The organism is Chryseobacterium sp. CBTAP 102 (assembly GCF_003201365.1).
GTDB lineage: Bacteria > Bacteroidota > Bacteroidia > Flavobacteriales > Weeksellaceae > Chryseobacterium > Chryseobacterium candidae.
Map to the genome: position 1 here is coordinate 1 of NZ_QICX01000018.1, position 19628 is coordinate 19628.

Genomic DNA, 19628 nt, shown 5'->3' on the forward strand with positions numbered 1-19628 from the left:
CCTTTCGCTACCAGCTGCCAGTCTCTTTGAAGAATTTCACCAGAGGATTTATCAGTCCATCTTCTTCTTTTCACATGGAGTTTTACGATTTTACCACGTAATGGATAATCATCTACAATAATTTCAGGTAAAAAGCCCTTCGATTCCAGTAGTCTTTCTTTGAATTCATCAGGGAGGTTACTTTTTTCTTCAAAATAGATATGAAGTTCTGCATCATGGGGTTCTGCTTTGAGGATATCAAAGTGCTCAACTAAAAATTCCGGAAGTAATAATTTAAGAAGTTCGTAATCGCTTAACATTAGGCAAAGATAAAGCTACTTAACATTCCCCCCAACTTTTGAGACTGATCCGTTTTTTTTTGCATCGATGATTTTAGCACATAAAAAAAGCATCTTTTTCAGATGCTTGTGTTTTTAGATATTCTTTTTTTAAACCTCGTCGTCAGAATCGATTGTATATGATCTGCTTTTGAAGTCTTTGTCATGTTTTTCTGAAATTACATCCTCACCCTTTTCATTAATGATGAAATCTGTGGACTCATTAAACATCTCCTGGAAACTCTTAAAATCTTCCTTGTAAAGGTAAATTTTATGCTTCTCGAATGTAGCTTCCCCATTCTCTCCGAAATTCTTCTTACTCTCAGTGATTGTAAGATAATAATCTCCTGCTTTCGTCTCGCGCACATCAAAGAAATAAGTTCTTCTCCCTGCTTTTAACACCTTCGTGAAAATCTCATTTTCATGGCGTTCCTTGTATTCACTCATTGTTAGATATTTTTTAATCTTGTTAAGAACAAATATAAAAGAATTCTTTTAATCACAAAATTTTTTTTATGATTTATTTAACAATTGAGAACGAAATGGCTATGCGGTTACAGAATTGGCAATTTCGGTAAGTTTGATTATTTGATGGGCTTTTTGTGCGCTAGACTCTCTGTGTGTGATAATTATGGAAGTCGCGTTACGGATTTTTTTGTCAATATTTTCAAGAATATTCTGCTCTGTTTCAGTGTCTAAAGCGGACAGAGAATCGTCAAAAATAATGATATTAGGGTCCTTAATTAAGGCTCTTGCGATACAAATTCTTTGCTTTTGTCCTCCCGAAAGCATGACTCCGCGTTCACCAACAAGTGTTTTATATTGATCCTTAAACTCTACAATATTTTTGTGAACATCTGCAATATTAGCATATTCTACTACTTTCTCATGCGATGGATGATCAATGGCAAAACCAATGTTATTTTCTATAGAATCAGAGAATAAATAGCTCTCCTGAGGAATATATCCGATAAAGTTTCTGTAGTTCTCCAGATTATGGTGTTTAAGGTTTTTACCATCAATTAAAATTTCCCCTTCAGTAGGGTCTATTAATCGGCATAATAGCAGGGCAATTGTTGACTTTCCACTACCTGTCTTACCCATAATAGCCAATGATTCTCCGGCTTTTACCTTGAAATTTAGATTGTCCAGAGCTTTGATTCCTGTATTGGGATATACATAAGAAACATTTCTGAACTCTATATCTCCTTTGATCGGATAGTTTTCAAAATTTGTATTAATGATTTCAGATTTTTTGTCCATGAACTCATTAATTCTTTGCATGGATGCTTCAGCTCTCTGGTTGACAGAAGTTACCCATCCTACCATAGAGAAAGGAAAAATCAGGGTGTTGATATACATGAAGAAATCGGCAATCTTACCAATGCTTAATTCTCCTGCAATATACTTTGTTCCTCCAATCAGGATAATGGCAACATTTAATAATCCGATGACAAAAAGAATAATGGTGAAGAAATAGGCTTCTGTTTTGGCAAGATCCAAAGCTTTATTCTGATAATCGGTGACTTTGATTCCGTAGTTATTTTCAATGTATTTTTCTCTGGCGAAAAATTTTACTACACGGATTCCGGAAAAGCTGTCCTGTACAAAAGTAGAAATTGCAGACTGGCTTTTCTGCATGATCTTCGACTTTTTGTTGATAATAGAACTTACCTTATAAATAGCAAAAGATAAAATAGGAAGAGGAAGCAAGGTCCACATCGTCATAGAAGCATCCGTTTTTACCATGTAAATGGCTGTAATCAGCACCAGTACAATCAGGTTCGCTACATACATCACTCCGGGACCAAGATACATTCTTACTGCCACAACATCTTCACTTAATCTGTTCATTAAATCTCCAATGGTAGTCTGTTTATAATCCGTTAAAGATAAATCCTGATAATGTCTGTAGATTTTATTTTTAAGCTCATATTCTATTCTTCTTGACGCAACAATGATGGTCTGCCTCATCATAAAAGTAAAGAATCCGGTCAAAAGAGAGCATCCTACAATAATTCCAACATAGATTAAAACCTGTTGGTTGAAGCCAAGGTTTCCACTTTTTGTAAGTTCATCCACAGATTTTCCTACAAACTGGACTTTATATATATTAAAGAAATTACTGGCGATGATAAAGAGTAACCCCCAAAACAGTAGTATTTTGTGTTTCCAAAAATAAGGGTTTAAGGTTTTTAGCGCTTTCATATAGTTGCACAAAATTACAAAAATGTCATCACACTACGAATTTCATCAATTTTAAATTTTGTATCTTTGCACCCATAAAAAAGCTCTTTGAATGTTAGGAAGACGACAAATCCGTGAAAAAGTAGTACAGACCGTGTATTCTTACTACCAAAATCCTGTAAAATTTGATGTTTTAGAGAAAAACATGTTTGCCGGGATAGAGAAAATCTATTATCTATACATCTATCAGCTCAACTTTTTGGTGGGTCTGAAAGATTTGGCAGAGAATCAGATCGAAATTGGTAAGAATAAATTTCTTAAAACTGATGCTGATATTAATCCTAACCAAAAATTCATCAACAACCAGGTATTGCTTAAGCTGGAAGAAAATCCTGAAAGATTATTTTTTACAGGGCAGCACAAGCAGCTGAAATGGGATATGCATGATGATTTATTGGTAAAAACTTTCCAGAGAATTACTGCTGGAAAACGTTATCAGGATTTTATGAAAGAAGAAGGATACTCCTTTGAAGAAGATCAGAAATTTATCGGGAAATTATTCTTAAGATATATTGCTGAAAATGAAGATTTTCATGACTATTTGGGTGATAAGGAACTTTCATGGTATGATGATATCCATATCGCCAACTCAATGGTACAAAAAACAATCGGTTTCCTGAGAGAAGATGAAGAAAGCAGAACTTTGATCAAAATGATTAAAGATGAAGAAGATAAAACATTCGCTGCAAAATTGTTGAGAGATACCCTGAACAACTGGGAAAACAATGAAAAGAAACTGGAAGAAAGACTGGAAAACTGGGATCTGGAAAGAGTTTCTCTAATGGATAAAGTAATTTTATCTACAGCAATTGCAGAGCTTGATAACTTTGCTTTCACGCCTTCAAGAGTGATCATTAACGAATATATTGAAATTGCAAAAGTATTTGCTACAGACCGTTCCAATATCTTCATCAATGGTATTTTAGATAAATATTGTAAAGATCAAAATAGAATATAAAATGAAAAAGACGTTATCAATTATCGCCTTGTCAATTATAGGCTTTGGGTTAGTTTCATGTAAAAAAGAAAACAAAGAAACTCAAAGTGCTGAAACTGCAACTACTGATTCTGCATCTGTTGCGGCTCCGGTAACCACTGATTCTGCAGCAGCACCTGTAACAGGTGAAACAGCCGCTCCGGTTTCTAACGAACCATCAACTTCTGTTGCTTTATCTGAAAACAGCTTCGATTTTGGAAAAATCAAAAAAGGAGATAAAGTAGAGCACGTATATGAAATTACCAACACCGGTAAAAACCCATTGATTATTTCTGAAGTGAAGCCAGGATGCGGATGTACAGCTCCTGATTTTACAAAAGAGCCTATCATGCCTGGTAAAAAAGGAAAAGTTACTTTACACTTCGATTCTTCAAGCTTCGACGGAAACGTTCAGAAGTATGCAGACGTTTTTGCTAATGTAGAAAAAGCTCCAATCAGATTAACGTTCACAGCGAACATTCAACCATAATATTTACAATATGTTGACACTATTTTTACAGGCACAGGGTGGATCTTCACCTATGATGCTGATCATGATGGGAGTAATGTTTGTAGGGTTTTATTTCCTGATGATCAGACCTCAGATGAAAAAGCAAAAGCAGGAGAAAAACTTTCAGGAAAACCTTAAAGTGGGAACAAGAGTAGTTCTTACATCAGGCCTTCACGGAAGAATTGCTCAGGTTCAGGATGACGGTTTTGTTATTGAAACATTATCGGGAAAACTGAAATTCGAAAAAGCAGCAGTTTCAAGAGAAATGACTGAAGCTCGTTTTGGAGATAAAGCAAAAACTGCTGAGAAGGCAGATGACAAAAAAGAAACAGCAACTGAAGAAAAAAAATAATTCAGTCTGAAGATATTGAGCTGCGGCGGGTGAACTTTGTTCACCCGCCGCAATTTTTTCTACATCAGTTTGAAAAATTGTGTCCATTTGGGAAAAACAACAGTGAAATTAGTGTTTAATAAAAATTATCTTTGTCTCATGAATCAAAACACGAACAAAACCGTTCTTATTCTGGGCGCTAATTCAGATGTAGCAAAACAATGCTTAGTACAATATGTTGAAAAGGGATTTACAGTTATTGCTGCTTCCCGAAATACAGCATCTTTGGATAATTTTATTGATTCAAACAATCTGGACCGCTCAAAAGTATTTGTTTTGTATTTTGATGCCGCTGATTTTGATTCTCATCATCAGTTTTATTCCAGTCTTTCTGTAAAGCCTCATATTGTAGTTTATGCCGCAGGTTTTTTAGTGGACAATCAAAAAGCTTTAACTGATTTCAAAGGAGCGAAACAAATGATGAAAGTCAATTATATGGGTGGTGTATCTATCCTGAGTATTATTGCAATGGATAAAAGGAATACCAGCCTGGAAAGAATAATCGGGCTTTCTTCCTTGTCAGGAGTAAGAGGAAGAAAAAGTAATTTTGTCTATGGCAGTACAAAGGCTGCGTTTACACAGTTTCTGGCAGGATTGAGACAGGAGCTGGCTTCCCGAAAAATAATTGTGAATGTCTTGGTTATTGGCTATATCAGAACAAAAATCAATGAAGGATTAGAACTTAATGAATCTCTGATCATGGAACCTGATTATGTGGCAAAATTTATTGTTAATGCAGGAAGTACCTTTACCATTGTCCCGAACTTTAAATGGAAAATTATCTATCATATCCTTAGACTTTTACCGGAAAGCCTTGCTGCAAAATTACCTTAAGGAATGTTTACTAACATTATTTTTCTTTGAAGATAACTACACTTCGGTATCGTTTTTGTAATTCTATATGCCAAAATTATTTCTTCCTGCAAGATTCAGTTTCTGAATGATTATTGAATAAAGCTGAAACATTCTTTTTCTGCTGTCAATCTATTTCAAGGATAAATATGATTCACCTTCGCTCAGGTAGGGAAGGGTGGATTTCTTTTTTCAAATCCTGCAGAAGATGTCAATGCTTTTATTGATATAAATAGTAAAACACATAGTATACAATGGACGATTTAGAATTAAACAAGATTCAACAACACTGGGACACCTTAATTTCTTCAGCAATCTCATGGGCGCCGAGAATTTTTACAGCAATTATATCTGCATTATTAATTTATCTGATCGGATCATGGATGATCAGAATGATTAAGAAACTGGTGGAAAAAGCTTTCAAAAAAAGAAATATGGAAGCTTCATTGCAGCATTTCCTGTTAAATATTATCAACTGGGGACTTAATATTCTGCTGTTTATTGTTGTTGTGACGCAGCTTGGAGTACAGACTTCTGCATTTGTTGCAATGATTGGTGCCGCAGGTCTTGCAGTAGGTTTAGCTTTGCAGGGATCCTTAACGAATTTTGCAGGCGGAATCTTAATTCTACTATTAAAACCTTTTAAGATTGGTGATTTTATTTCTACCAATTCAGGCGTTTCCGGAACTGTAGATGCCATAGATATCTTTCATACGAAACTGATCACCCCACAAAACCAACTGATCATTATTCCTAACGGAGTAGTTTCAAATAACAGTATTACCAATTTTACCCAGCTGGGGACAAGAAGAACATCACTGGATATCGGAATTGCCTATGATGCGGATCTTAGACAGACCAAGGACGTTTTAATGAATGTCATTAAGAATAATCAATATGCTCTCGCAACACCTGCTCCACAGGTGGTGGTTACTGAACTTGGAGACAGTGCTGTCAATGTATCCGTAAGAGTAAGTACTTCCACTGAAAATTTCTGGGCAATGAACGAAGAACTAATCATAGGTTGTAAAGAGGCTCTTGATAAAGCTGGAATCGGAATTCCTTTTCCACAGAGAGATATCCATGTTTACAATCAATAATTATATTTAATTTTTTTTAAGAAGCTCCTGCATTATTGTAATGTGGGAGTTTTTATTTGGAAGAAGATAAAGATGTCTTGTTTTTCTTTGTAAACATATTTATTAGGCTTTGTTGTCAAATGACAATTGTTTTTAACGTTGACTTTTATACCTTTATATTTCCGCAATCCGTGGGTACAACATAAATATGGAAGAGCTTTTTACTTATATCAAAAAATTTGGAACGCTGAATCCTCAGGATGAAATTTTAATTGCTGAAGGAATTCAGGAAATCACTGTAAAGAAAGGAGATTCTTTTGTGGAAGCAGGAAAAGTGAGCCAAAGAATTGCTTTTGTAAAAAAAGGTGTTTTCCGGTCTTTGTATTATAATAAGCAGGGTGACGATTTTACCAGATATTTCATTTATGAAGGTAGATTTATAGGAGATTTTCAGGGTTTTACAGATCAGCTGCCCGCTCATGAAGATATTGAAGCCATTACTGATGCTGTACTGCTGGTGATTGATCTCAAACATTTTAAACTTCTTGAAGAGAAAATTGCCGTATGGCCGGTTTTGTTTGCAAGAATCCATGCGTTTGTTGTTGAGAATAAACTGAAAGTTGCCAGTATCATGCTCAATCAGGATGCAAAATCCCGTTACATTCATTTTTTAAATCACTATCCCGGCCTTGCCAACAGAGTTCCGCAATCTATGCTGGCTTCTTATCTTGGCGTGACCCCTTCTTCACTGAGCAGGATCAGGAGAAATATCGTCTAGAATTATTATTGATAAATTATAATTGATAGATGATCTTAAGGAGTATGCAGGGCAACAGAGTTTGTAGATTTTACAAACTTCAAACATCTCATAAATCTCTTTTTGTCAAATGACAATGGTCTTTCCCGCTGACTGTCATAGTTTTGCTTCATAAAATTTAAAGTACAAATATGGATATTGTATTAGGACTGCAATGGGGAGATGAAGGAAAAGGAAAGTTTATTGATCTGATCAGTGAAAATTACGACATTACAGCACGTTTTAATGGTGGATCCAATGCAGGGCACAGCATTGAAAGAAACGGACGCATAATAACACTTAAAATGATTCCTTCGGGAATCTTTATGAATGGTGTGCAGAATGTTATCGGTACCGGAACTGTTATTGATCCGGTAAGTTTTAAAAAGGAAATTCTGAATCTTCAGGTATTTGATAAAACCATTCAGCCGGAAAATAATATCATTATTTCCCGAAAAGCACATCTGGTAATGCCAACGCATAAGCTTCTGGATATTTTTATGGAGGAAAGTTCTGGCTATACCAAGATCGGAACTACCAGAAATGGGATTGCTCAGGCATATTCAAACAAAATATTAAGACAGAATCTGAGAGTAGGGGATATATTTTCATCAGATTTTCAAAGCAGAGCGCAGCATATTCTGGATAGAGATTACAGAATGCTGGAAGAAGTAGGAATGATTGTTTTGCCTGCTTTAGAAGAAATCAGTAAAGAGTTTTTTGATGGAGTGGAATTCCTTAAAAAATTCAATTGTACAGAAACTGAAATTTATCTTAACGAAGCTTTATCTGAAGGTAAAAAAGTATTGGCAGAAGGATCTCAGGCAGCAATGTTGGATATTGATCATGGTACTTACCCGTATGTGACATCTTCCTCAACGACAGCATCAGGAGCGAGTAGCGGCTTAGGTGTATCGCCGAAAAAGATCGGTGAGATTTACGGAATAGCGAAAGCGTATTGTACGCGTGTGGGAAATGGTGCATTTCCAACGGAACTTTTAAATGAATTTGGAGATGACCTCAGAATGAAAGGGAATGAATTTGGTTCCAATACAGGACGTCCGAGAAGAACAGGATGGCTGGATCTTCCTGCTCTAAAATATGCAGTAATGATCAACGGTGTAACTCAGCTGGTTCTGACAAAAGCTGATGTGCTAAGCGGATTGAAATCTGTGGCAGTTTGCACCCATTATGAACTGGAAAACGGCGAACTTGTATCTGTTTCCGGGATTCTTCCAGAAAATGCCAAGCCTATATTTAAATGGTTTACTGGTTGGCAAACCGATTTTTCCAGGATGAAAAGCTCTTCAGAATTGCCAAAAGAAGTTATCGGATTTCTGTCATTCTTAGAAACAGAATTGGAAATTCCGGTGGCTTATCTTTCTATCGGGCCTGGAAGAAATGAAATGTTGAAATTAACAGATAAATACTTATAATACAAGAATAATGTGCTAATCTGATAGAACAGAAGAGGCTGTCTAAAAAGTCAAATAAGTTGACGCTGTTATTCTGAACGAAATGTAGTGGAGTGATGAATCTTGTATCATCAATTATGAATGAGATTCCTTCTTCGTCAGAATGACACTTTGAGACAGCCTCTTTGTCTTTATAATAGATAATAGTTTAGTTAACTTTTGTAAGTTTAAAGCGCTGTTTTACAGAAGGCTGAACTGTTTGATCCGTAGTGCCGATGACAATAGGCGTAAGATTGGTTGTTAAGCCGTTTTTTACCTCTAATCTCAATGCCGGTGCATTTTTAGGAGCAAATCCAAATCCGTTATTCCCTAAATTGAATAATAACCATTTTTGAGAATCTGTATTCGCATTGGTTCGTAATTCAACAGCTGTTCCATTCGTTGTTCCGTTACCCTTTACAGTAAGCACTTTTGCGGGGTCAAGTATAGATTTGATGATATAATATCCATGATCTGATTTGCTGAAAGTAAATCTCTGGTTATTCCCTGTAGAAGCTGAATATAGAATTATACCGGTGCCATCAGTAGTGGAACTTCCTGTGATATCTACATTTTTATCATTTGCTAAAGCGGTCGTCATCGTATAAGTTCCGTTGATTGCAGAACTGGCATTAACAGGTCCGTACAAATGATTTATTCCGGCATAATCACCGGCAGACAATCCTGTCCTTTGCTTGGTAAATGTAGATCCGTCAAGCTTGGTCATTACTGGCTGGCCTGGATCTATCGCAAAGTCTGTAGACTGATACATCATGACTGAACCGAAATCGAATGCCCCATGTCCTGCATAATCATTATAAAGATTGAAGTTATGACGGCTACCTTCCACCGCTTTATTAACATCTACGATAATGTACTGATCTCTATCTGGGCGGCACTGTTCGTGCATGATTCCCATTGAATGCATTATTTCGTGAGCGATAATGGCGGGATATGTGATATTATAAATTTTAATGCCATTTACTCTGTTTTTTTGCCATCCAAGTGGAGAACTGTTGGAGGTTGTATAAGTAAAGGTGATGTATTCTGTTTGATTCGTGCGTTGAACAAACTGCATACTGGTTTGTGAAGAGATCATATCAAACGCTTTGTTGATATTGGTAAGGAATGTATTATAATTCTGAGTGCTCATAGTTCCCTGGCTGGGTAATGTGTAATAGACGATGGCATTAGGCCATGTCTTAATAAAGGAGCTTACAATGGTACTTTTTTCTGCTGTTGATGTTCCAGGGTTGGCCTGCTTTTGTAATGCATTAAACTGTTCGGGGCTGATCGTTATATCTTCTGCATAAAAATATTCACCATTGACTTCATTAACATAGGTGTATTTTCCGTCAATTAATAATTTGTGAATCTTTGCATTATCCAGCTTTGTGGTTGTAGGATCGATTGAATCAGTTTGAGGATTTTCAATGTCCGACCTGCATGAATTCAGTGCCAGAATAAGGCATCCTGATAAGAGTAATAGTTTGCTTTTCATATTATTTAATATTGGTTGATGATCAGGTTTATATATGAACAGCTCTATTATTACCCCGCACAAAAGATTATTAAAATTAATTAATTCTAAGTTTGATTAAGTTCTGCATTATAATTCAGCTGTGTGTTGTAAATATACTAATAAAAGATTATTATTGCATATAACATAATATAATGATTGTTTTATTAACTTTTTGTTTGTTTGATGTATTTAATTCGTTTATTTGTTTGAAATGTTTTATTTTTTACTATTAATTTTGAAATTAAGTTATTTCACGAATATTTGATATGATGCTGTAAACTGTATTTTATACTAGCATAAAGACTATTCTATTGATAAATTAATAAAGTATACTGAAATTTGTAAGGTCATGACGTTCAGGTAATACTGTATCATGAATATGTATTTTTGTAAGAATTACATTGAAGATGCCCGTAATTCGGGATATAAAAAAAGCGGGGCAAATACCCCGCTTACATTTATGCTTTTAAATTCAATTGTAACTCCAGTTCGTCGAGCTGGGCATCAGCAATAGAAGCTGGTGCATCGATCATTACATCTCGTCCTGAATTGTTCTTAGGGAATGCGATATAATCTCTGATTACTTCGTTTCCGTCAAGAATCGCTACCAAACGGTCAAATCCGAATGCCAGTCCTCCATGTGGCGGTGCTCCGTATTTGAAGGCATTCATCAGGAATCCAAACTGAGCTTCAGCTTCTTCTCTGGTAAATCCTAATAAATCAAACATTTTAGACTGAAGATCTCTGTCAAAAATTCTGATCGATCCTCCACCGATTTCGTTTCCGTTCAGAACCATATCGTAAGCATTAGCTCTTGCTTTTCCGGGATCTGTTTCCAATAAATGGATATCTTCAGTTTTTGGAGACGTGAAAGGGTGGTGCATTGCATGGTAACGTCCACTTTCTTCATCAAATTCCAATAGAGGGAAGTCAACTACCCATAGTGGTGCAAATTCGTTTCCTTTTCTTAATCCCAAACGGTTTCCAAGTTCCATTCTCAAAGCAGAAAGCTGAGCTCTTACTTTATTTTCGTTTCCGGAAAGAATCAACATTAAATCTCCTTCTTTGGCTCCGAATTTTTCGATGATCTTTGCTAAATCTTCTTCGTTGTAGAATTTATTTACCGATGAGGTTTTTACACCATCATTCTGGAATTTTACCCAAACCATTCCCGATGCTCCGATCTGAGGACGTTTAACCCAATCAACAAGTTCATCGATTTGTTTTCTCGTATATTCCGCACATCCTTCTACATTGATCCCGACTACTAATTCAGCATCATCAAATATCTTGAAGTCTTTTCCTTTTACCAGTTCATTCAGTTCTACGAACTCCATTCCGAAACGGATATCCGGTTTGTCGTTTCCGTATTTTCTCATCGCATCTGCGAAAGTCATTCTTGGGAAATCTCCGAATTCCTGACCTGTAATATCTTTTAAAAGCGTTTTAGTCATTCCTTCGAATACGTTCATAACGTCTTCCTGCTCTACGAAAGCCATTTCACAGTCGATTTGTGTAAACTCCGGCTGTCTGTCTGCTCTTAAATCCTCATCACGGAAACATTTTACGATCTGGAAATATTTATCCATTCCACCTACCATCAAAAGCTGTTTGAAAGTTTGTGGAGATTGTGGCAATGCATAAAACTGTCCGGGATTCATTCTGCTTGGTACCACAAAGTCTCTTGCTCCTTCCGGAGTAGATTTGATCAAAACAGGGGTTTCCACTTCAATGAAACCTTCTTCAGACAAATAATTTCTTACTTTCTGCGCCATTTTGTGGCGGAAGATCAGTTTATCTTTTACCGGATTTCTTCTGATATCCAGGTAACGGTATTTCATTCTTAATTCTTCACCTCCGTCTGTTTCATCCTCAATGGTGAAAGGTGGAAGCTGAGAATCGTTCAGAATCGTCAGTTTTTCTACCAGAATTTCAATTTCCCCGGTGGGAATATTAGGGTTTTTGCTTACTCTTTCAATAACTCTTCCGGTAGCCTGAATTACAAATTCACGGCCCAGTTTTTTAGCTTCTTCCATCAATTGTGCAGAAGAACGCTCCTGATCAAAAACCAGCTGGGTAATTCCGTAACGATCCCGAAGATCTACCCAAATCATAAATCCTTTATCACGGATAGTCTGTACCCATCCTGATAGTGTAACTTCTTCATTCAGATTTTTCAGAGATAGCTCTCCGTTGGTGTGTGATCGAAACATAATTATTTGTTTAAAGTTCAATGTTTAAGGTCCAATTCCGGACCTTGAATTTTTCGTTGGCAAAGATAAGATTTTTGCAGGTTTTATAAATAAAAAAACTTCCTTTCGGAAGTTTCATATATTGTTTTTAGATTTTTTTAGATTCTGTTACCACCTTTTGCGATCAGAATTCTCTTTACTTCTTCACTGCCTTTTGTTTCATCAGCTACTTCAAGAGGAGTTTTATTCTGACATTTTTTATTCACATTCGCTTTGTTATCCAAAAGGAAGTTGATAATATTCTTTCTGTCAGACATTACACTGAAACCAAGAGGTGAATAAAGTATATTCCCAACAAGGAAACATTTGTTGTAATCTCCCGGAGCAAACTGTTTTTTAAATGTTGCTACATCATCAGAATAAATGGCTTTCATCTTTTCCTGACTCATCTTCTGGGCAGAGAACATGCTGCCGGACAGTAACATTCCAAATAGAAAAGTAGTAGAGATTATTTTTTTCATAAGGATAATTTTTAAGAATATACAAATCTAAATTAAATTTTATTACCAATTGCTAAGTTTTTCTAATAATTGGATTTGTATTTTTGGGATTACATAAAATATTAATTGCGAAATGACAAAATATATTGAATTTTTGAAAAAAGCATTCAGCGGTGAAGAAACTGATTTTACGAAAGTGAATATCAGGAGTGCTGTGCTGCTTTTAGCAATTCCCATGATGCTTGAAATGGCAATGGAATCTGTATTTGCGCTTGTGGATCTTTATTTTGTCGGCCATCTGAAAGAAAGCGGATTTGCTATCCAGACCGTAGGACTTACAGAATCTGTACTTTCCATAATGTATTCTATTGCGATTGGAATGAGTATGGCAGCCACAGCGTTGGTGGCAAGACGAATTGGTGAAAAAAATCCGGAACAGGCTTCCAGAAGTGCGGCGCAGGTATTACTCGTTTCGTTTGCTATTACTTTTGTTTTAAGTTTACTAGGAGTAATCTTTGCTGAAGAAATTCTGATTCTGATGGGGTCAAAACCGGAAGCAGCTGCTTACGGAAAGAATTTTACCAGAATTATGATGGGAAGCAGTACAGTCATTATGCTTCTATTTTTAATTAATGGGATTTTCAGAGGAGCGGGAAATGCGATGATTGCGATGAAAAGCTTATGGATAGCGAATATTGCCAACATTATTCTCTGTCCGTTTCTGATAAAAGGCTTAGGACCTGTTCCGGCTTTGGGATTAACAGGAGCTGCTTTGGCAACAACAATAGGACGCAGCATTGGTGTTATTTATCAGTTGTACCATCTTTTAGTAGCCGATACTCAGATAAGAATTAAACTTCCTTATTTTAAACCGAATTACGGATTAATCAAATCTATTATTAAAATTGCAACTCCCGGTATTTTTCAGTTTGTCATTGCCTCGTGCAGCTGGATTTTCCTTGCGGAGCTGGTAGCGACCACGGGAGGGGAGAATGCATCGGCAGGTTATCAGACCGCTTTGAGACTGATGATGTTCTTTATGCTTCCTGCCTGGGGTTTGAGTAATGCTGCGTCTACATTGGTAGGGCAGAATATGGGAGCAAATGAAATGCTGAGAGCAGAGCAGTCCGTAATGAAAACCGTAAAGTATAATGTCATCTTTATGTTGATCGTAAGTCTGATCTTTCTTTTTATGGGGAACTTTTTAGTAGGCTTTTTTACTCAGGAAATGGCTATTAAAGATTTCGCTAAAAATGCGCTTCAGATTATGAGTATAGGGTTTATTTTTTATGGAATCGGGATGGTGATGATCAATGCTTTTAATGGAGCTGGTGATACATGGACTCCCACCTGGGTTAATCTTTTTGGTTTCTGGCTGTTTCAGATTCCGCTTGCCTATTTTTTATCAAAGTATCTTGATATGGGTCCAAAAGGTGTTTTCATTTCAATCCCAGCTGCTGAAACTCTGATTACCATTGTTGCCTTTATCTTGTTTAAAAAAGGAAAATGGAAGACGATAAAAGTTTAAAAAGCTGGAAGATGGAGGTACTGGTAGTTTGAAATATTTAATCTAGCCTTTGGTAACAAAATAAAAAAGATAAGTAATCTGCTGGTTGAGAATTGAAAATAGTAACCTGATAGTCACTTCCAGCTTCCCTCTTCCATTCCTAATTTATAAAACTTTAACAGCTTCATGAATTGGATTTTAATATTGTATTTTTTAAATTCGTAGAACAACAAATACTTAATACTATGGGAAAAGGAGACAAAAAATCAAGAAGAGGAAAAATCAATTCCGGAAGTTACGGCAAAAGAAGACCTAGAAAAGCCTCAAAATCTTTTACAGCTTCTGAAGAAAAATCTAAAAAGTAATCAAAAATAAAAAGACCGAAGATTAGATCTCCGGTCTTTTTTATGAAAATTAAATTACTTATTTGCCTCCCAGAATATTGCCAAGAATGCTGCCTAATCCGCCGCCGCCTTGTTGTTGGTTTCCACCACCGCCCAATACACTTCCAAGTATATCGTTCAGGGGATTTCCAGATGATTGAGATTGTCCTCCTCCTAAAACACTTCCAAGAATGTCATTCAAAGGGTTAGACTGCTGAGCTTGAGCCTGATTGGAAGCGTTTCCAAGAATTCCTCCTAAAAGATCTCCCAAACCGCCTGCTCCTACATTACTCTGTTGTTTCTGCTGTCCGATATAACCCATTACTACAGGTGCAAGCATCGCAAGAATAGGACCTATTTTGTCAATTGAAATTCCTGTATTTTGTGACAATTGGTTTTCAACAGTACTTTTTTGCCCGCCAAAGATATGATCAAGGATAGATCCTCCTTCAGCCTGTCTTGCTTCAATTTGTGAAGCATCATTTAAAATACTGCCGTTATGGTCTTTATCTAAAGCATTATTTAAAGCTTCTGCTTCTTTAGCATCCTGAGATTTATTTCTAAGATAAGAAATGATAAGAGGTGTAGCAACAGCCAAAAGGGCGATTACCTGATTTTTGCTGATCCCGAATTTGTTCTCAGCCTGTTCAGCAACCTGGTTGCCTGTGTTCCCTGTAAGTAGGTCAATTAAACTCATTTTTGTGTTTATTAAGTATTAAGTAACCAAAGTTATCAAAAAATATGTCTCAGAAAATGACCGCCTTTCATAATTATTGTTAAAGTTTTCTGATCTGTTCCTCCGTGTAACCTTTGCTTTTTAAGAGTTCTATATATTCTATTGAACTGCTGGTCATCCATTCAATAGTTTCAGGGGCCTGTTTCTTATCAATAGTGAACTCTAGAATGCCGATATTGTTATTCATCCATGGAAGTGCATAATAATTCAGTCCTCCTTTATACTCTTTAAATGCATGAAATTCTTTTCCTTTTTCTGTTAACAATATGACTTTATAGACAAGAAGATATCCCACAGGAATCAATAAGCATATCCATGAAAATTTTCTTAGACTGGCATACTTTATTGAGGAAAGACCATATCCGATTGACAAAGCAAAAATCATATTGAATGGTAGAAAAAATACATAATTATCTGATACCGCATAAAAGGTTGAAAACCCATATACACACAATGCTCCTACAGTAAAGACAAAAAACATGTTTTTATTATTCTTGTACAACAAGAGAATTCCTGTTATTCCAAAATAAGTAAAAAGATTGAAATTATATAAAAGGTATCCCAAAGATTGAAAAAAATCTTTTACATATTGAATGGTGTCTTTTTTAAAAGAATCTTCTACCCAGGTTCCCCGATCAGAACTATAAGCCGATTTAAAAGGAAGTCCCTGGGAAATATTCAGAATGAATAAAGAGCTGAATAATGCGGTAAAAATCAATAGTGAAACCACTGCATATTTTTTTTCATTTCTGAAGTAAAATAAGAAGACAGCCAAAGCAGGGATTAGGAGAATATTCTGAATATGCAACCATAAACTGATTCCTAAAAATAGGCTGCTCAACAGGATGTAGATTCTTTTCTTTTCAGTAAAGCTTTTGATCATTGAAAAAAAGAAAAGACTTACCCAAAGAGAATTATAAGTATATACTTCTATGATCTCAGCATTTCTCCAGAAGGTAAAGCTAAAACCAAAAACAAAAGCAGCTGTAAGGGATGTCCATTCTGTTTTTGAAATGCTTTTTACAGTGAGATAAATAACAGAAACTGTAGCAGCACTTGAAGAAACAACCAAAAACCTGCTTGCTTCAATGGCATTAATGCCTGCCAGGTTTTTTATTAAAATAACGGTGTTGATGTATAGAAAATGGTTTGTTGCCGTAGCAGTTGTACCCCATATGCCCTTTTCTGCACTGAACACAAACCCTATACAGTCGGCAAAAGGAATTTTTGAAAAACTTCCGAAATAGTAGATTCCAAGAAAAATAATAAACAAAAATACTGCTGATAAATATTTGTTCATATTAGTTCTTTATGATAGGAACGTTTGAACATGCTTCTCCGAACATCAGAGATTTTACAATAGGTTTTAGCTGTTCTACCAATTCAATATAAGCATTTTCGGGAATTTCTTTATCTGAACATCCTTTTACAAGGACTCTTTTTCCTCTCATTTCCTCAAAATCATGAGTCTGAATCGCATTGTGCATTAAAATAACTTCCAGATCCTCGCGGCTTCCAAAAACTATTTTCTTCGCTACATCTGTAAGTTTTGCGGTTAAAACGAAATAAGCCCAAAGAGGAATGATAGTATCTACAGAGTTGTAGATGTATATGTATGAATCTTTATATTGTTCAGTATCTATTGCCTCTACCTTTTCGCGGAAATCTTTTTCTTTCAGTATCATTTCCTGAAAAAGAAAATCTTTAAGGTCAATACCTTTTCTTTCCCCTTTTGGCAGTAAAGTGGTAAGGTCAAAATTGATAAGGCCGCTTTCTGCAACTTTATTCCGGATTTCAAATTCTTCTGACATTTTTTATCATTATCTTTGAACAAATTTACGAATTAAGATCATATCTGTCTTAATTTGTTCTCTATCCTTACTATAGAAATGAAATATTATATTATTGCTGGAGAAGCTTCCGGTGATTTGCATGGAAGCAACCTGATGAAAGCTTTAAAACAAAAAGATCCCCATGCGGAATTCAGATTTTGGGGTGGTGACCTGATGAAAGCTCAGGGCGGAACTTTGGTGAAACATTACCGTGATCTTGCTTTTATGGGATTTCTGGAAGTAGTGATGAACCTCCGTACCATTCTGAATAACATTAAATACTGTAAAGACGACATTCAGAAGAACAGACCTGATGTCTTGATTTTGGTAGATTATCCGGGATTCAATCTGAGAATCGCAAGATTTGCGAAAGAGTTGGGAATTAAAGTTATTTATTATATTTCTCCACAGCTTTGGGCATGGAAGGAAGGGCGCGTAGAAATTATCAAAAAATATGTGGATGAAATGATGGTCATTCTTCCTTTTGAAGAAGATTTTTACAGAAAACACGGTGTTCATTCTCATTTTGTAGGACATCCTTTGCTGGATGCTATTTCGGATCTCCAGGAAATCAGTATTGAAAATTTCAAGTCAGAACACGGGCTGAACGAAAAAGAAATTATTGCATTGCTTCCGGGTTCCAGAGAACAAGAGGTGGAAAAAATGCTTGAGATGATGCTTTCCGTAAGACCACACTTTAAAGATTATCAGTTTGTAATTGCCGGAGCACCAAGTCTTCCAAAAGAATTTTATCAGAAATATGTAGATGATAATGTTCATTTTGTCTCTAATAAAACCTATGATCTGCTGAGATGTTCAAAAGCTGCTCTGGTGACTTCCGGAACGGCTACGTTGGAAACTGCTTTGCTGAATATCCCTGAAGTAGTTTGCTATCGTGGAAGCAAAATTTCTTATGCCATTGCTAAAAGATTGGTAAAAAATATCAATTATATTTCTCTGGTTAATCTGATTATGGACAGGGAAGTGGTAAAAGAATTAATTCAAAATGATCTGAATACCAAAAATCTGGTAGAAGAGCTCAATAAAATTTTGTCAGGTGAGAAAAGGGAACAGGTTCTGAATGACTATCATCTTCTGAGAGAAAAGCTTGGCGGAAAAGGAGCCAGCGATCATGCTGCTGAAGTGATATTGAAAGTATAGTTCGTACTGAGTTTCTGATCATTTAATTTTTAACTATGAATTATTGTAACCGTTTTCTGTTATTACTAACTTTTACATTGTTTTTCTCAAACAGTTTTGGCCAGCAGAACAGTGCAAGAGATAAAGTTCAGATATTTTATTACGGCTGGTACGCCAATCCGGCAACAGACGGAGATTATCAGCACTGGAATCATGAGATCCTTCCTCACTGGAGCAACCCGAAGTGGAATAATCTGGGACATCATAAAGGAGGAGATGATATTGGAGCTAATTTTTATCCGGCCCTTGGCAATTACAGTTCCAATGATCCGAAAATCATTGAACAGCATATGAAAATGATCAAAGACTCCGGAGTAGGAGTGGTAGTTGTAAGCTGGCTGGGAAAAGATTCGTTCACGGATAAAAGTCTTGCCAAATATCTGGATGTTGCAGATCGTTTTGATTTAAAAATTGCCTTTCATATTGAGCCATTCTATAAAAATATATCAGAATTAAAAGAACAGCTTTCTTATCTGGTAAAAACGTATTCCAGTCATCATGCTTTTTATAAAAAAGAAGGAAAGCCTTTGTTTTATGTGTATGACAGTTATAAAATTCCTAAAGAAGAATGGGTGAAAATGTTGTCTGAAAATGGAGAAAAGACCATCAGAAATACAGATTTAGATGCTCTTTATATCGGACTTTGGGTTGAAAAAAATGATGCTGAATTTTTTGATTCCTCAGGTTTTGATGGTTTCTATACCTATTTTGCCAGCGAAGGATTTGTATACGGAAGTACAACGGCTAATTGGGATTTTATGGCAAACTTCGCTAAAGATCACCATCTGATTTTTATTCCTTGTGTGGGCCCTGGTTATTCCGATACAAGAATCCGTCCGTGGAATGAAGCGAACTTCAAAAGCAGAGACAATGGAAAATATTATGAGAAAATGTTTGATGCTGCCATTAAAGTAAATCCGGAATTCATTGGCATTACATCATTCAACGAATGGCATGAAGGAACACAAATAGAGCCTGCTGTTCCTAAAAAAGCCGGTGATTTCAAATATGAAGATTATGGGAAAGATCCTTTATTTTATATCAAAGAAACAAAGCGATTGACGGATAGATTTCTGAAAAAAAGATAGTATACTTTCAAATATTATTTTTAAAGAATAAAATTAAGCGTTCTG

General features: G+C 35.9%; 20 protein-coding genes. 11 read left to right on the top strand and 9 right to left on the bottom strand.

Features of this window, described 5'->3' with window-relative positions; translation table 11 throughout:
* From C8D70_RS19145 to C8D70_RS19155, 3 genes are all read right to left on the bottom strand, one after another.
* Positions 1-299: transposase (locus C8D70_RS19145; protein WP_110368356.1), on the bottom strand; the 299-nt coding region annotated here is incomplete at its 3' end.
* Positions 300-428: 129 nt separating this feature from the next.
* Entirely contained in the window at positions 429-764 is a 336-nt protein-coding gene (locus C8D70_RS19150) for a DUF3276 family protein (protein ID WP_002976288.1), read from the bottom strand.
* 99 nt (positions 765-863) lie between these two features.
* Positions 864-2525: an ABC transporter ATP-binding protein gene (locus C8D70_RS19155; RefSeq protein ID WP_110368357.1), complete on the bottom strand. Its 1662-nt coding sequence runs from the start codon at positions 2523-2525 to the stop codon at positions 864-866.
* Between the two features lie 91 nt (positions 2526-2616).
* Here C8D70_RS19155 and C8D70_RS19160 point away from each other — a divergent pair, with 91 nt between their 5' ends.
* The 7 genes from C8D70_RS19160 to C8D70_RS19190 all read left to right on the top strand — a co-directional run bounded on the left by C8D70_RS19160 (position 2617) and on the right by C8D70_RS19190 (position 8605).
* Entirely contained in the window at positions 2617-3522 is a 906-nt protein-coding gene (locus C8D70_RS19160) for a transcription antitermination protein NusB (RefSeq protein WP_034693040.1), read from the top strand.
* Between the two features lies 1 nt (position 3523).
* Positions 3524-4030 carry a DUF1573 domain-containing protein gene (locus tag C8D70_RS19165; protein ID WP_076594939.1) on the top strand — a complete coding sequence of 169 codons (507 nt, stop codon included), beginning with the start codon at positions 3524-3526 and terminating at the stop codon, positions 4028-4030.
* Positions 4031-4040: 10 nt separating this feature from the next.
* A complete protein-coding gene (gene yajC / locus C8D70_RS19170; RefSeq protein ID WP_062675766.1) occupies positions 4041-4403 on the top strand; it encodes a preprotein translocase subunit YajC in 363 nt (120 codons plus the stop codon).
* A gap of 138 nt (positions 4404-4541) precedes the next feature.
* Positions 4542-5276, top strand: a complete 735-nt coding sequence (locus C8D70_RS19175) for an SDR family NAD(P)-dependent oxidoreductase (protein WP_110368358.1) — start codon at positions 4542-4544, stop codon at positions 5274-5276.
* A 272-nt stretch (positions 5277-5548) separates the two neighbouring features.
* Complete coding sequence (locus C8D70_RS19180) at positions 5549-6394, top strand: mechanosensitive ion channel family protein (RefSeq protein WP_076594941.1); 846 nt, start codon at positions 5549-5551, stop codon at positions 6392-6394.
* A gap of 187 nt (positions 6395-6581) precedes the next feature.
* Positions 6582-7151: a Crp/Fnr family transcriptional regulator gene (locus tag C8D70_RS19185; RefSeq protein WP_076594942.1), complete on the top strand. Its 570-nt coding sequence runs from the start codon at positions 6582-6584 to the stop codon at positions 7149-7151.
* Positions 7152-7321: 170 nt separating this feature from the next.
* Complete coding sequence (locus C8D70_RS19190; RefSeq protein WP_110368359.1) at positions 7322-8605, top strand: adenylosuccinate synthase; 1284 nt, start codon at positions 7322-7324, stop codon at positions 8603-8605.
* A 187-nt stretch (positions 8606-8792) separates the two neighbouring features.
* Here the strand turns inward: C8D70_RS19190 and C8D70_RS19195 are convergent, their stop codons facing one another.
* From C8D70_RS19195 to C8D70_RS19205, 3 genes are all read right to left on the bottom strand, one after another.
* On the bottom strand, positions 8793-10124 hold the full coding sequence (locus tag C8D70_RS19195; RefSeq protein WP_110368360.1) for a M12 family metallopeptidase: 1332 nt from the start codon (positions 10122-10124) through the stop codon (positions 8793-8795).
* 479 nt (positions 10125-10603) lie between these two features.
* Positions 10604-12358: an aspartate--tRNA ligase gene (gene aspS / locus C8D70_RS19200; RefSeq protein WP_076594945.1), complete on the bottom strand. Its 1755-nt coding sequence runs from the start codon at positions 12356-12358 to the stop codon at positions 10604-10606.
* Between the two features lie 137 nt (positions 12359-12495).
* The gene (locus C8D70_RS19205; protein ID WP_110368361.1) at positions 12496-12858 is read right to left on the bottom strand and encodes an ankyrin repeat domain-containing protein; all 363 of its coding nucleotides are present in this window, start codon (positions 12856-12858) and stop codon (positions 12496-12498) included.
* A 112-nt stretch (positions 12859-12970) separates the two neighbouring features.
* Here C8D70_RS19205 and C8D70_RS19210 point away from each other — a divergent pair, with 112 nt between their 5' ends.
* Positions 12971-14365: an MATE family efflux transporter gene (locus tag C8D70_RS19210; RefSeq protein WP_110368362.1), complete on the top strand. Its 1395-nt coding sequence runs from the start codon at positions 12971-12973 to the stop codon at positions 14363-14365.
* Positions 14366-14589: 224 nt separating this feature from the next.
* Positions 14590-14709 carry a 30S ribosomal protein THX gene (locus C8D70_RS19215; RefSeq protein WP_076594948.1) on the top strand — a complete coding sequence of 40 codons (120 nt, stop codon included), beginning with the start codon at positions 14590-14592 and terminating at the stop codon, positions 14707-14709.
* A 58-nt stretch (positions 14710-14767) separates the two neighbouring features.
* Here C8D70_RS19215 and C8D70_RS19220 read toward each other — a convergent pair whose 3' ends face one another.
* The 3 genes from C8D70_RS19220 to C8D70_RS19230 form a co-directional block, all read right to left on the bottom strand.
* Complete coding sequence (locus C8D70_RS19220; RefSeq protein WP_110368363.1) at positions 14768-15424, bottom strand: DUF937 domain-containing protein; 657 nt, start codon at positions 15422-15424, stop codon at positions 14768-14770.
* A 79-nt stretch (positions 15425-15503) separates the two neighbouring features.
* The gene (locus C8D70_RS19225) at positions 15504-16763 is read right to left on the bottom strand and encodes a protein O-mannosyl-transferase family (protein WP_110368364.1); all 1260 of its coding nucleotides are present in this window, start codon (positions 16761-16763) and stop codon (positions 15504-15506) included.
* Between the two features lies 1 nt (position 16764).
* Positions 16765-17274, bottom strand: coding sequence for a DUF2480 family protein (locus C8D70_RS19230; RefSeq protein ID WP_076594950.1), 510 nt, complete (start codon positions 17272-17274; stop codon positions 16765-16767).
* A gap of 78 nt (positions 17275-17352) precedes the next feature.
* Here C8D70_RS19230 and lpxB point away from each other — a divergent pair, with 78 nt between their 5' ends.
* Both lpxB and C8D70_RS19240 read left to right on the top strand, forming a co-directional pair.
* A complete protein-coding gene (gene lpxB, locus C8D70_RS19235) occupies positions 17353-18456 on the top strand; it encodes a lipid-A-disaccharide synthase (RefSeq protein ID WP_110368365.1) in 1104 nt (367 codons plus the stop codon).
* Positions 18457-18491: 35 nt separating this feature from the next.
* Positions 18492-19583, top strand: coding sequence for a glycoside hydrolase family 99 protein (locus C8D70_RS19240; RefSeq protein ID WP_110368366.1), 1092 nt, complete (start codon positions 18492-18494; stop codon positions 19581-19583).
* The last annotated feature ends 45 nt before the right edge of the window (positions 19584-19628 follow it).

Bases quoted from the DNA above. Each gene is read 5' to 3' on its own strand.
- C8D70_RS19240 (WP_110368366.1), top strand. From the start codon at position 18,492: ATGAATTATTGTAACCGTTTTCTGTTATTACTAACTTTTACATTGTTT.
- lpxB (WP_110368365.1), top strand. From the start codon at position 17,353: ATGAAATATTATATTATTGCTGGAGAAGCTTCCGGTGATTTGCATGGA.
- C8D70_RS19185 (WP_076594942.1), top strand. From the start codon at position 6,582: ATGGAAGAGCTTTTTACTTATATCAAAAAATTTGGAACGCTGAATCCT.
- C8D70_RS19230 (WP_076594950.1), bottom strand. From the start codon at position 17,274: ATGTCAGAAGAATTTGAAATCCGGAATAAAGTTGCAGAAAGCGGCCTT.
- C8D70_RS19210 (WP_110368362.1), top strand. From the start codon at position 12,971: ATGACAAAATATATTGAATTTTTGAAAAAAGCATTCAGCGGTGAAGAA.
- C8D70_RS19180 (WP_076594941.1), top strand. From the start codon at position 5,549: ATGGACGATTTAGAATTAAACAAGATTCAACAACACTGGGACACCTTA.
- C8D70_RS19195 (WP_110368360.1), bottom strand. From the start codon at position 10,124: ATGAAAAGCAAACTATTACTCTTATCAGGATGCCTTATTCTGGCACTG.
- C8D70_RS19175 (WP_110368358.1), top strand. From the start codon at position 4,542: ATGAATCAAAACACGAACAAAACCGTTCTTATTCTGGGCGCTAATTCA.
- yajC (WP_062675766.1), top strand. From the start codon at position 4,041: ATGTTGACACTATTTTTACAGGCACAGGGTGGATCTTCACCTATGATG.
- C8D70_RS19190 (WP_110368359.1), top strand. From the start codon at position 7,322: ATGGATATTGTATTAGGACTGCAATGGGGAGATGAAGGAAAAGGAAAG.
- aspS (WP_076594945.1), bottom strand. From the start codon at position 12,358: ATGTTTCGATCACACACCAACGGAGAGCTATCTCTGAAAAATCTGAAT.
- C8D70_RS19160 (WP_034693040.1), top strand. From the start codon at position 2,617: ATGTTAGGAAGACGACAAATCCGTGAAAAAGTAGTACAGACCGTGTAT.
- C8D70_RS19215 (WP_076594948.1), top strand. From the start codon at position 14,590: ATGGGAAAAGGAGACAAAAAATCAAGAAGAGGAAAAATCAATTCCGGA.
- C8D70_RS19205 (WP_110368361.1), bottom strand. From the start codon at position 12,858: ATGAAAAAAATAATCTCTACTACTTTTCTATTTGGAATGTTACTGTCC.
- C8D70_RS19155 (WP_110368357.1), bottom strand. From the start codon at position 2,525: ATGAAAGCGCTAAAAACCTTAAACCCTTATTTTTGGAAACACAAAATA.
- C8D70_RS19165 (WP_076594939.1), top strand. From the start codon at position 3,524: ATGAAAAAGACGTTATCAATTATCGCCTTGTCAATTATAGGCTTTGGG.
- C8D70_RS19225 (WP_110368364.1), bottom strand. From the start codon at position 16,763: ATGAACAAATATTTATCAGCAGTATTTTTGTTTATTATTTTTCTTGGA.
- C8D70_RS19150 (WP_002976288.1), bottom strand. From the start codon at position 764: ATGAGTGAATACAAGGAACGCCATGAAAATGAGATTTTCACGAAGGTG.
- C8D70_RS19220 (WP_110368363.1), bottom strand. From the start codon at position 15,424: ATGAGTTTAATTGACCTACTTACAGGGAACACAGGCAACCAGGTTGCT.